Genomic DNA, 13,379 nt, shown 5'->3' with positions numbered 1-13,379 from the left:
AATTGCTGCTAAATAAATAGTATCGATTATTGCTTCATAGATATGATTATTACTTTTCTTTCTTATTACTTTTAGACTTTTCTTGATCAGTCATTTCTTCTCCAATTTCTTTGATTTTTAGTATCAATGACTCTGGTATATACATATCAACTATGTTTTCTATTGTTACAAATAGAGCTTGATAAGAGTGCGATCTTATTATCCAATTGGGTAATATTTCTTCTGTCTCTATTTTCGATTTTTCCTCTTTTTTGTCATATGCTATATAGCAATATAAGTGTACAACGAAGAATAATATGTGGGAAAGCAGTATTCCTCTAAGTGTTCCAATACAGATCCCAGTAACTCTGTCGATTAACCCTAGCCTTATAGGTGATAATATGTACATCAGCCAGTTGTTTATTACCATAAATATGAAGTTAAGTATAATAAATACAGAAACTATGGAAAGTATATTCTGTATAGCTTTAGAATCAAAATATTTACTATAATTTATAGTGAAGAAGTCATAATGATTAATTGTTAAAAAGATTGATGAGGATAAAAATATTAACGCACATAACTCTTTTATAAAGCCCCTAGTTATTGAGATTGTTATACATAAAATAATAATGAAGATAATTAAGCAATCAAAAAGCATACTATATATTTGTGCTTCGCAAGTATAATAGTTGTAAATACTAAGGTTGTAAAATTAATTGTATTTATACTGAGCCGGCTGATATAAATATTGAGCAATCATGTTAACTTCTAAGTTTAAGCTATTATTTACTTTATTATACTGTAAAGTTATATTTTCCCATTTATAGAGAATAGTGTTTACTGTAAATTCCTTGGTAATAATTGAGTTTACTGTAAGGGAAACTATTTTGCAACGAATTTAATAATTCTTCTGGGCATGATAACTTGATTTCATGGGAACCTAAATTTTTACTAATTGTTAAAATTTATACTATTATTATCTAGATAGCCTTGAACTAAGTGGTTATCAATCTCCTATCGCTTAATTTTATTGTTGCTTGCTTTAGGTTTATTTTCTCTTACTTTTCACGTGTTGAGATTAGAAATTTTCATAGTTTCTTGAGATGCTTGAGCTGTGAATATATTATTGATTGTTAACATTAGTTAAACATACACTGGAACAGGCTATTGGATCTCCTTTATATATAGAAGGTAAGTTTTGTGCCTTAATGTAGAAAACTTGATCAGAGTTGGAGTAGAAGGTAATATTAATTATAGCTCCAATACTGTAATGATTCCTTTAAACATGTAGCAAAAACGAAATTATTTATTACACGAAGTTCTTTAAAACAACTTGTTTCTATTTTTCTAAGTGGATGAAGTAAACTTGTTTTGGCTTATTTGTTCGGTAGATTTTACCAAATATTTAGAATATATAAAATAAACCGAATCAAAATACATAGTATGATTGTTATTAGTAACTTTATGTTCAATGCTAACCTAATATTTCTCTTTTTTCTGATGGCACTGATCCTTTAAAGATTGATGCTTTTCCAAGCAGCAAATGCCTGTAGGCAGAATATTGATATAAAGGACGCTATCAAGAATAGACGAAGTGTTTTTTTTTTGGGGAAAATACAGTTTAAACAGTGATTTGAAAATAGTATTAGCTGCTAGAGCTTTGTTCAGCTTAGGGATCTGCAGCTTGTTTGGTACATAGTTCCCATTTTTATGAAAAATGTTTTTAGGTGTGGAAGAGATTGTTGTATATGAATATCTGAGCTTAATTTAAGCAATCGCTCTTTTTTTTTCTATGTAATTACTTTTATAAATATTCTTTTGGAGTAGAAGACTTACTAATTGGTTGTAGTATTTCTAATATTTCATGTAATTGTTTATTTTGAAAATAAACAATGTTAAACTCTTAGTTGATAGTATTGCAAAATGTTTCTTGGTCTTCAGGTATTTGCTGACTACTTTAGTAAATGTCTCATCAAAATTTTTTCTTGTGCTCAGTTAGATTATTTACGGTAGCTGACCTAATATTAATTTTAGCTTATTTTAGTAGATTATCTTTCTTTTTCTGTCTACTTTCTTGATTTTTTTTGTTAGCCTTAATATACTCTATGTGTGATCTGGTTACTTGATTATTCTTTGCACGTTTTTGGTTTTGAGATATTAAGTGACGAGTCGAAGCCTTTTTTTATGTAGAAAGTTCCGGTAGGTGTTGAAAGAAGGACTACGTTTTATTAAGAAAGTCTGGTGAGTAAGAAAAAACTAATCCAAGAAGCATTTTTATTATTGCTACAATAATTGCTGGGTGATATGTAACTTGTGCTTTATTATAGCTAAAAGAATTTTTAATTGATGCAATTTATTTATCTCATGTGGTTTCTTTTTGAACTATATCCTGTTTTTCTTTGTTTTTAGTTTTTTCTGCTTGTACTATAACTTAACTTTGCTATTTGCTTTCAGTTTTTTCTACATGTTCTGGCTCTTAATTTAAGAATAGCTAAATTTGGTGCAACTTACTAAGTTAGTGTCTTTAGTGTTTACTTATAGTATAATTAGTATTTACGTAGAAGGATTTTGAGTAGATCGTTACTAATGAATCCTTACACGGTTTTATAGTGGTCGTTATATAATTCACTGCTTTCTTTTGATACTTTTGTGTTAGCTATGAAAGTTTTTCCTCGAAGAAGCAGATTTTAAAGAAGTCGATTAAATGTTTTATTTGAATAGTATTGTATCGTGGGTGCCTTGATCTGCTGTCATCGATATTGTTGGCTTAAATGGAAAACTTTTGTGTGTTGCTTATAAGGCTTCTTGAATAAGTAGTACTGGTTTCCATTAGTTCATCATGGAATGCTTTACTTATGTTTTTATATATTTCTCCTTAAACAATTTAGATCATCATCTGCTTTGTATTCTTCGTTAGTTTAATATTATTGTTAAATATAGTAGTACGGTATATTTTTCAATATAAAATTAGATAAAAAAGTATAATTAATCAGCAGATTAATAATCGAAATGAGGATAATTTTTTGAGTTGTTGGTGTTGTGTAAGTTTGCTATAATGAAGGTTTAAGCTAGCATTTTCGGAATGAATAAAGAGCTATTGAATGAAGTACATTTGCTTGAAGATAAGGCTGTGTCCGAAATTGAAAGTGCTTCTTCTTTGGAAGATTTAGAAAAAGTTAGGCTGTTATATTTAGGGAAAAAGGGTATAATTAAAGCGTCTTTTAGTAATTTAAAGAAGATAGGAAACATAGGAAAGAAGCGTAATTTAGGTAGGACCGTCAATTCCTTACGTAATAAGTTAGATCAGCTTATAATAGATAAGGGAAATATATTAAAGGCCGAGGAAATTAATTTAAAACTGCAAAGTGAAGCAGTTGATATCACATTACCAGTTAGGCCAGAGAAAATTGGTAAAGTTAATCCACTCAGTAAGGTTATAAACGAAGTAAAGCTCATTTTTGCACATATGGGCTTTAGAGCAGTAGACGGTCCTGAAATTGAGGATGAGTTTTATGTATTTGATGCGCTGAATACTCCAAGTTATCATCCTGCACGTGAAGAGCAAGATACTTTCTACTTAAAGAATAAAGTAGATAACAGAAGAGTGTTGCTGCGTACTCATACCTCGTCTGTGCAGATTAGAACTATGCAAAAGGCGAAAACTTTCCCAATCAAAGTAGTAGCTGCAGGTAGGGTATACAGAAATGATTTTGATGCAACTCATACTCCCATGTTTCATCAGATAGAGGGACTATATGTAAATGAAAATGTTAATATGGGCCAGCTAAAATTTACTATTCACTATTTCTTTAATAGGTTCTTTGGAGATACAGGGTTAAAGATACGTTTTCGTAGTAGTTTTTTTCCTTTTACTGAGCCTTCTGCAGAGGTGGATATAAGTTATAGGGATAGTAAGTGGATCGAGGTACTTGGATGTGGTATGGTACATCCAAACATCTTTCGAAATGTTGGAATAGACTATAGTAGATATAATGGTTTTGCGTTTGGCATGGGTATAGAAAGGCTTGCAATGCTAAAATATCAAATTGGTGACCTAAGAAGCTTTTATAGTAATAGAATTAGCTGGCTTGACCACTATGGTTTTCATTTTTCATCTTTAAGATAAGTGAAGAACAAAACTTACGCATTTGTTATACTCACGGGGTATGAACAAGTGTATGAATTTAAACTTGTCTAAAGTCCTACATAAAATAGGTAATTTTCCATGCCAAATATATTACTTATAATGCGAAACGGTTAAATCTTGGAAATATATATCTATTGTAGGTGATTTATCTTTAATTAAAAGGTTGTGGTTTTTTAAGGATGTACAGTTAATTATACAAGAACTAATGTTTTTGTTGATACAGGGGATGCGATCAGAATTGTGGTAAGAGGCCTGAGAGAGTTATAGGTTCAAGTATAGTTATTGTGTAGTATGGAGGTACTCCGTTTATAAAAAGTGGCACGATAACTGAAATGGTTAGTTGCTTAGAGAAGGTAAGGTTCTGGTTTATTTTGGTTTTAAAACTAGCGGTAAGAGGTATGGTAGATTAGTTGTTGAGAATGATTTCTTGAGAGAAATCGTAGAAGCACAAAATGGCGAAAATAGTAGTGAAGAATTTTTTGTGAGTGTTGGAATGATGGTTGCACATATGAAAGATTTACTTAACTTGATGGAAAATAGAGTGTAATAAATTGACTCATGAGTATTATTTAACTGATACAATTTTCATTACAATAAAGAGTAATTTAAATATCGGTTATGTTACTGTTGATGAGGAAGAAGCAATTAGTATAAGTGATAGAAGTGACCTTGTAAAAGGTGAGTTTTATTTTTAAGAAAGTTAAAGAAAATTCTTTATTGGTTCAGGAGTAATGCTTGTTGTTCCAGAGACTGTTTTTTTTGAGACTTAAATTAGTATAAATTTTGATTATTTATCTATAAGTTTTTTTGATTCTTGAGTAAAAATAAGGTCCGGTATTAGAATTGGCTCATTTACTAAGTATGAATGTACAATGATTGGTGATAATGTAATCGTGGGGAATTTCATAAAGTAAAAGCAAGTGATATAGGTGTTGTATGTTTTTGCAACTGTAATGGGAGGAAAAAACATAAAACGAATATTAAGTAATTGTTTTGTTAGCGCGAATGGTTTATTAATTACATCGCTTAGTATTCATGATGAGTCTGTAATTATGGTAGTTAGTATTGTAGTTGAAAATGTGCTGAAGAAAAGACTTGTGATAACAAAGAAGAGAACAAATGATTAAAAAATAAAATAGTTTATTGGGTACTTTTCCATTAAAGTACGAGGTGTTACAGGGTATGTAACACCTTCTTAGGAAAAAGTGTTATTTATATATTGCCATTAATTCTCGACCTTTCAGTAGTTTTTTAGTGCTACTAATATCTACATTAAGTTTCATGTTTGGGTTTGGTTTACGTAAGTTAATCAGTTTCTCGGTTGGCGCACTCTGAGATAAGCTTCTTTGTTTCCCCTTTTCATTCTTTATTCCTTGATAGATACAGAAGCAGATAAAACTAATTGCCGCTAAAGCAATAATGCTGGCTACGATGCAACAGGTTAGCATTATTTTTTCTTGATTTACTACTGTTTCTGTGAGAGTTTCTACTTTTTCTTGTAGTTCATTTAAGTGATTTTGCATAAGTTGAAACTGTTCAGTGCCGATCTTTTCTTTTAATGTAATGAATATTTCTTCAAACTGCTTAGCATCAATTTTTTGAGCCTTTTTTAGTGCTTCTATTTTCGATTCATTAGAACCGAATAACAAATTATGAAGCCAATTTGTTGACATTTTTAACCCCCTTGGCTATATTAATATATTAGAATTTTACATTCTCAATGGTTTAATTATTATTAAACTAGCTGTCTATGAAATATAAATATTTTTGCATTAAAAACATCATTATGGCTAACTCTTCGATTATTAATTATCTATTTTTTGGTCCAAGAAGTACTTCATCTTAATTTTTAATAAAGTTAATATCATGTAATTTAAACATATCTCTTAATTTACAATTAAAGGTAAAATAGGTAGTGTATTCTGCTCAGAAAGATATGGTTTGTCAGGCTTATAATAGAGTATGAATACTATATAATATTGTGCTTTCTCTATTGAATCTAACTTGAATTAGTGCCTTAATTTTCTCTTTGCCTAGCTTTTCTTCAAATCTTGCTTTTATTTTATCTTGGTTAGGTAAGATATACTCTATTTATGCTCATCATAAATTTTTTCAATAAAGTGAATCTATAACGATAATTATGTCTTACCTATTTTTATTTTCCAAAAATTCTATCATGTAAGTTTTATACCGCTTCTTTCTATGCTTTCTGCTCGTCATTCCTTGCATAAAGTTTTTTCCTCTACTCTCTTTGATACTTATTGTTGCTGGTCTTCTTAAGAGAATTAAAATCTATGTGTAAATTATTTCTTCTTCTATTTAAGGTTCCTTTTGCTCATATAATGTGCGATAAGCTTCAATAGTACTGAAAGGTATCAACCTCTCGATCGAAGAATGTTCTTTCCTTAAATTCTTTGCTGTATGTGTCGTGAAAATAATCTTGAATTTTATGTCTTTTTTATTTGTCTTTCTTATTATTAGTCAGCTTCTTTTTAATAAGGATCGTATTTAGGGCATTAAGTCTATAACATGTATTTCATCTATTCCTTTAAGTTTATTCTTAAGTTACTTTGTTTGACCTAATTTTAAATTAAGGTCCAGTTATGATCAAAAAGATACCTCTTTTTTTGTTAGTTGCTAGTTTATGTTTGATTGATGTATTTATATATGGTTAAGTTTACTATTGAACAGCGTTTTCTGAGTGTTTTTTGAGAAATATATTACAATAATTAGCATTGTTCTTGGTAGATTTTTGCTTTTTTGCCCATATTTATAAATATTCTAATAATTTTAGACATTCAGTGGGTAAAGGTGAGAATAGAGTTAAAAATAAATATTTTTATGTTATACTATTAAATTATTCTAGAAGGACTTTGGCTAAGTAGGAGTAACTGATGGCACAACAGGAAATAGTAACAATTAATGCAGAATTACGTGATGTAACAAAAACAAAGGCAATGTATTCTCTGAGAGAGAAAGGGTACATACCTGCAGTTATATATGGTAAAGGGCATGATAATGTAAATTTGACATTGTCTACAAAGGAATTCACGAAGAAATACAAATTGGGGTCTCTTTCTGCACATGTGATAGAATTAAATATCTCAGGTAAAAAAGAATATGCTCTTGTTCGTAGTATTCAATGGCATATGGTGAAGGATACTATACAGCATGTTGATTTTCAATTTGTTGATAAAGATGGCGAAGTTAAAATAGATATACCTTTGTTGTTTGTGAATGAAAGTAAATCTCCAGGAATCAAGTTAGGTGGGGTACTTAATATTTTATGTCGTTCTATCACTGTTAAAAGTTCTCTAGATAGAATACCTCAAGCTATAGAAGTTGATTTATCTGATAAAATGATTGGTCAGTCTATACATATAAGTGATGTAAAATTGCCAGAAGGTGTTAAGCTTGCAGCACATGAGGAAGAAAACTTTACCGTTGTTACAATTTCTACTGTTGATAGTGATGTTGAGGAATCTAAAACAGAAACAGGAGAATAGTGTATTTAATAGTTGGACTCGGTAATCCAGGTAGTCAATACAAGCTGACTTATCACAATGTTGGTTTTCTCATTGTTGATGCAGTTTGTAAGTGTTGGAGCCTTCAGCCATTTTCTAAAAAAGATGATTATTTAATAACCTCTGGTATAATTAATGGAAACAAAGTTATGTTGCTAAAGCCCTACTCATTTATGAATAACTCAGGTATTCCTGTTGCAAGAGTACAGGATTTTTATAAATTTTCATCAGATAATATCATTGTTATACATGATGATGCCGACTTAGAACTTGGAAGAATAAAAATAAAGAAAGGTGGTAGTTCTTCTGGACATAATGGTCTTAAATCTATAGATAATCTTATTAGTGATGATTATTGGCGCCTAAGGTTTGGAATAGGTAGACCCGATAACCAAAGGAGTCTAACAGATTATGTATTGTCTAAATTTCTAAATTTTAATAAAGTTACCTTTTTAGTAGAGAAGATAGCGAAAAACATACACTTAGTACTGCGAGGAAATAACATGGCTTTCATTAGATTAATTAATTAATAGCATTACAAAGTTGTTTTATGTGCTTTAAAAATTAACTAGTAAATTAGATCAAGTTTTCAAATGGTCTTTAAAGATATATAAAAGTACATCAAATGCTTTTATTTTTATAAAGTAGAAAATTTAACTGGGCGAGTGACCAGAATCGAACTGGCGACATTCAGTACCACAAACTGACACTCTACCAACTGAGCTACACCCGCCAAATTTTTAGCACATAAGTGCAAAAATTGTAAAGCTTCTAGCATATTAGCAAAAAAAAGTCAATTAACTATTTAAGTAGACTCTTTTATTTTGAGCTGTATTGTAGTTTCATTATATAAAATTCTAGAGTTTCTAATAAATTCAGCGTTTATGTTTATTGATGAATGTGGTACTTAACTTTATGCTTTGTATTTTTCTTGTTTTTTTAAGGACAATACCAATAATTAATGGACCAGTAGCTCATTTAAGCTGAAATCGAATGGTATAGCTTACACTTTTGTGTGTCCTTAATGATTGTTAATGCTGTTAACATTAACTTAATATAAAGTAAATTAGCGTTTTGTATGTAATATAATCTTCTGTTTTTGTATTAATGTTATTATATACTATTATAGTGTGTAGGCTTGTGTTCTTTTGTGGCTTGTATGGCAATTTTCTCACGTTTTCTTGCTCACATAAAGCCAAGGTGGCATTTTTTTTAGTGAAATACTTCTAATACTGGTTATGTAGCTCTCTGTGTTACACCTTTTGTGGTATTTATTATAGGTTTTGCTCTTACTCAGTTACCGATACTTATTTTTATTGGTATTTTTATTTCTCGGTTTTGATATTTCGCTTTCATGTTTAATTATATCATTTATTTTTAACATACTTGAATTTTTACTAAAGCCTGGTTAGGTAGACGGCAGCATTGAAGCATTTCTTATGCTTCTCTGTGTCTTTATCCATTGTTTGATTGTTTTAAAGGCTAATCAAAAAGTCAGAATCAGGTCTGTGCTAACTGAACTTTTAAAGTTTACATTTAATAATAGATATAGATTTTAACGATGGTGTAAAGTATGCTTATCATGGCTATTATTTTTGCACTATTCTTTTCATTTAATTCATTATCGCTAGTCTTACTAAGATAGACATTACAGTCAATTATATTGACATTGAATACAGTCTGAAGTAGTGCTAAATAGGAATGTTTGAAAATATTCTCACATTTAGGTTTTTTACAGCTATTTCAAGAGTCTCTTTAATAAGGAATGTATCGGTTGCTCAAATTGTTAGTACAACTTCTTTTACAGATATATTTTTTCTTCGTTTCATTTTACTAATCTATTTCGAGCATTTTTTGCAGAAGGAGCGTTTGTTACCTTTTTTGTACTACATTATATTCAACAGAATCATGTGATAATAAAAAGGCATTTACTTTTGTAAGTAGTATAATACCTCTTACGTTTATTATTTTGGTAATTTTTTGCCTTACCATGCAAACTTTCTTATATGGTTCAAATATTTACTTTCTGAATTTAATTAAAGTAAGCTTACCTTTACTGTGACTCTGTCAAGAATTATGATTCTTTAATAATTTTCATTTTAGTTGCGTTATTTATTGGGAGAATGTTGTAAATAAAACAATACTTTGCTTCGATAGCTATTGCATCTGTGATTTTAAATCATTGCCTAATTATCAGTTTATTTGTGCCTTACATAAAAACATTGGTTCACAATCTTTCTATAGCAGTTTTGTTTTAATTAGAGGAATTCTGTGACTATTGTTAATGGTGTTTGGCGCATATAAGTCAAAGGCTACCTTTTTTTAGTGTAAAGTTGAGTAATGCAGTAAAGTAGTTTTTCAAGCATATAATACTAGCAACTATCAACAACTGTGTAATTTAGATAAGTCTATGGGTTGATACAATTATTGTTAGTCTTATACTAAATGCAATGTCCTATAATAGAGGGATTGCTATTGTTACTTTTATTTTCACTTGGGTAAATTCTATTTTATTAATTCTCATTATTTAACGATAAGTAAAATGTATAAGATTAACCAGGTACTATTATTAAATGTTGTAAGAGCTATTGTTGCAACTTTAGTTATGTCGATAGCTCTTTACATTCTTAGCTTCTTATTGGCAGGATTATCTCTTTTGATAGAGTATTTGCTTGCATTATTCATTTGACAGTTTTAGTACTTTTAGGTGTTGTTATTTATTTTGGTACTCTAATGTTTATGGGTAATATATAAGCATATGAAATTATGAGAAGACTTCTTATATACATAATATTATCAATTTCTTTAATATTGATCCTTCTGAAGGTTGCTATATCTTTTAAAGATTGGAATAGCTATGAAGAACTTATTGTACAAAGATTAGAAGACACATTTAATGCTAGAATCCATATTGGAGGAAAAATTGAAGTTTCACTAATTACTCCGAAGCTCACTATTTATAACGTGTATGTGCAGTATAACAACGATAAAAAACAAAAATTGTCAGATTCGGTTAGCATAAATAGGATTGAAATAAGGCCATCTTTTCTATCATTATTTTTATTTTCGTTACAACCGAAATTGGTCACATTGTTTGGTGTAAAAGGTAGTAAAGAAGATTTTATTAGTATCGTAAATAAAAGACCTGGTAAGGTTGATGTAATAATGAAAGATAGCCAAATAGATTTAAACAATGACTTTGCTGATTATAGAAGTATTGTTAATATAAAAGAGATTGCTATTAAAAAGAACGGACATTTCTATGGTAAAGCAAAGGTAGATGATAATAATTATGATTTTTCGGGGAAGGCTGATATTACAAAAAAGAATGTACATATTAATATCAAATCAAGTTTTATAAATTTGCTGTTTGCAGGTGATAAAAACCGAGAAGGCCTCCGAGGCAAATTGATGCTGTCAATTGATAATGGTTCTAATTTTATGAGTGATTTAGCAAAAATTATCGGTCTTGGCTTTCTTGCTTATGTTGTTCCTAGTGAGAATGTTGAGATGTCATCTAATATTAACCTTAATGAAAGTGAGTTCACGTTAAATGATTTAAAAATTAATTCTAAAAACATACAGGCTAGTGGTACAGTACGAAACGATAAAAAAAATAATTATACTAATATTGATATTACTTTTAGTAAAGTTGATTTAGACTCTATACAAAACAGCTCACGAAAAGTAATAAGTATGAAGGGTCTTCTAGAATGTTTAAGAGAGGTTGTACCAAAGAACTTGAATTTAGATTTCAATGTAGAAGCTTCAAGTATTCAATACCAAAACAGAATATTGGATAAATTTCATACTATGCTAAAATTTGCTGATGGCAAAATAAAAGTTGATACGCTTCTTCGGCTTCCTGGAGCTAATAATGTAGCTCGTTTATCAGGGAAAGTTTCAAACAATCTTATCTTGTCTGAGTTTGATGGTGATTTATTGCTAAAAGGAGATGATTTTGAGTCGTTCATTTCATGTTTTTTTCCTTTTATAAAGATTAGAGAAAACAAGAGAAATCAATTTACAATGAGTTCGAGGTTACACTTTGCGCCCAGGATATTGTCTATTTCAGATATTAAGTTGCTGAATGATAAAGAATTTTGGCGAGGGTCAGTTAAGGTAAACTACACAAAAAAGCATAATGTAATTAGTGGTAGATTCAGTGTACACGATCTCAACTTAGATAAATATAATTATTCATTACTGGATGGTTTATCAAAAGTGCAATGGTTAAAAGATCTGAAGTATGATGTAAATATAAAAACCAATGTTAATGGTTTCACGTTGAACGGTACAAAAATTGAAGGTTTAGGTTTCTTACTGAAGATAGAAAAGGGCAGGCTTGTTACAGGTAAAATAAAGTTATCTGGAGAAGATTTCAATGTTACTGGTAATATAAAAATATTAGCGGATCAAAAATATATTAAACCTCTGTTAGATGTAAGCATAACTGGCGATAAATTTAATGCTGGTATTTTAAAATTACCGAATTTAATAGAAGTGAGAAAAGATTCGAGAAATAAGATAGATCAGGTTCAATGGTCAAGGAAACAGTTTAATTTCTTAAATGGCAAAGAAGATTTTGATGCAAATGTGCAGATTAGTGTTACAAAGCTTAATACTGGACAGGATGTTTTGAAGGACTTTAATTTGGATGCGGTAGTGATAAATAATACTATAACTGTTAAAAAAGTAAGTTATGCATTGAAATATGGACAAGTGTCTTTTCAGGGTTATTTAAGATTAAACTTAATGTATATAAAATTTTTTGTTGTAGGTTTAGATATTAAAAGGGTTGCTCAGGTTATTGGAATTGATAATTTAAGTGGTAAACTAAACTTAGATGGTGAGGTTAAAGCTCAAGGAAAAAGCTTTCACAATTGGGCTAATACTTTGTCAGGAGAGGTTAATTTGCAAGCACAGGAAATAGAATTTGCTAATGTGGACTTTAATTCTTTCATCACTGATTTATTTAGCAGTAAAAATAAATCTGGGATTTCCACACTTACTCATGTTGGTATATATAATGGTAGTACGGTTTTTAAAAATGTTAGCGGAAAAGCAAGCATTAGAAATGGTATATGTTCAACTAGTCTACAATTTGAAATTGATCAAGCATCAGGATCTGTCTCTTCTAACTTAACCTTACCTAACTTTGCTTTAATTTCTTTATCGAGGTTCTTCTTCATATTACCAGGTCGTAGTAGTCCAATTTATGTTGATGTGCATTTGGATGGTCCTATTTGGCGTCCTAAAATGAGTTTCGATGAAGATCTAATATTTAATACTGTAATTGGTGAAGGAGGTAGTTGACTTAACTAGCCATTAAAATTAAATATCCTTGATATTCAGTTACTATTAAATTAGTATGTGAGAATTGATATTAAGGAAACAGGAGGAAAATTTTTTCAATGTAAAGAGACACAAGAGAAATTAGAAGCATTAAGTTTATCTTTTGGTTTTATATTATAAAATAGAACTATTTCTTATACCTTTTAAGGTGTTGTTTTTGTATTGTAGAATATGGTATAAAGTACTGAATACAACAGTAATTACCTTAAATTGTATCTTATACGTATAAACTGGAGTGCATTACATTCCCCCATAGCACAATTAAAAGTAATTGGGGAAATTACTGAGGAAAAGATAAAAATGCAGTAAAATACAAGATGATTATCACCTCTCAGTATTTTGCTTAGTCTTATATTAAGTATCTCATTATA

The 13,379-nt window shown here is 29.7% G+C and carries 8 protein-coding genes and 1 tRNA gene; 6 read left to right on the top strand and 3 right to left on the bottom strand.

From position 1 onward, the window contains the following. Positions 1–49 precede the first annotated feature (49 nt). Positions 50–640, bottom strand: coding sequence for a CvpA family protein (locus WOVOC_RS03260; protein ID WP_014868795.1), 591 nt, complete (start codon positions 638–640; stop codon positions 50–52). A 2,424-nt stretch (positions 641–3,064) separates the two neighbouring features. On the opposite strand from WOVOC_RS03260, the gene pheS reads away from it, so the two are divergent. The 3 genes from pheS to WOVOC_RS04805 all read left to right on the top strand — a co-directional run bounded on the left by pheS (position 3,065) and on the right by WOVOC_RS04805 (position 4,824). Further along, complete coding sequence (gene pheS / locus WOVOC_RS03255; RefSeq protein ID WP_025264295.1) at positions 3,065–4,108, top strand: phenylalanine--tRNA ligase subunit alpha; 1,044 nt, start codon at positions 3,065–3,067, stop codon at positions 4,106–4,108. 361 nt (positions 4,109–4,469) lie between these two features. After that, positions 4,470–4,676 carry a hypothetical protein gene (locus WOVOC_RS04810; protein ID WP_025264294.1) on the top strand — a complete coding sequence of 69 codons (207 nt, stop codon included), beginning with the start codon at positions 4,470–4,472 and terminating at the stop codon, positions 4,674–4,676. Positions 4,677–4,680: 4 nt separating this feature from the next. Then, the gene (locus WOVOC_RS04805) at positions 4,681–4,824 is read left to right on the top strand and encodes a hypothetical protein (protein WP_232500378.1); all 144 of its coding nucleotides are present in this window, start codon (positions 4,681–4,683) and stop codon (positions 4,822–4,824) included. Between the two features lie 513 nt (positions 4,825–5,337). On the opposite strand, the gene WOVOC_RS03245 is transcribed toward WOVOC_RS04805, so the two are convergent. Next, positions 5,338–5,802, bottom strand: a complete 465-nt coding sequence (locus WOVOC_RS03245; RefSeq protein ID WP_014868793.1) for a hypothetical protein — start codon at positions 5,800–5,802, stop codon at positions 5,338–5,340. A gap of 1,221 nt (positions 5,803–7,023) precedes the next feature. Here WOVOC_RS03245 and WOVOC_RS03240 point away from each other — a divergent pair. Beyond that, a complete protein-coding gene (locus WOVOC_RS03240) occupies positions 7,024–7,635 on the top strand; it encodes a 50S ribosomal protein L25/general stress protein Ctc (RefSeq protein ID WP_014868792.1) in 612 nt (203 codons plus the stop codon). After that, positions 7,635–8,183: an aminoacyl-tRNA hydrolase gene (pth, locus tag WOVOC_RS03235; protein WP_014868791.1), complete on the top strand. Its 549-nt coding sequence runs from the start codon at positions 7,635–7,637 to the stop codon at positions 8,181–8,183. Before WOVOC_RS03240 ends, pth begins: the two co-directional genes overlap by 1 nt. A 130-nt stretch (positions 8,184–8,313) precedes the next feature. Here the strand turns inward: pth and WOVOC_RS03230 are convergent. Beyond that, positions 8,314–8,386: transfer RNA gene (locus WOVOC_RS03230), tRNA-His, on the bottom strand. A gap of 2,033 nt (positions 8,387–10,419) precedes the next feature. On the opposite strand from WOVOC_RS03230, the gene WOVOC_RS03225 reads away from it, so the two are divergent. Next, positions 10,420–12,969 (top strand): AsmA family protein, encoded by a 2,550-nt coding sequence (locus WOVOC_RS03225; protein ID WP_025264293.1) that lies wholly within the window; start codon positions 10,420–10,422, stop codon positions 12,967–12,969. Positions 12,970–13,379: the final 410 nt, after the last annotated feature.

It is taken from the genome of Wolbachia endosymbiont of Onchocerca volvulus str. Cameroon (assembly GCF_000530755.1).
GTDB lineage: Bacteria > Pseudomonadota > Alphaproteobacteria > Rickettsiales > Anaplasmataceae > Wolbachia.
Note: the sequence above shows the minus strand (reverse complement) of the source record. Positions and strands in the feature narration are given on the sequence as shown.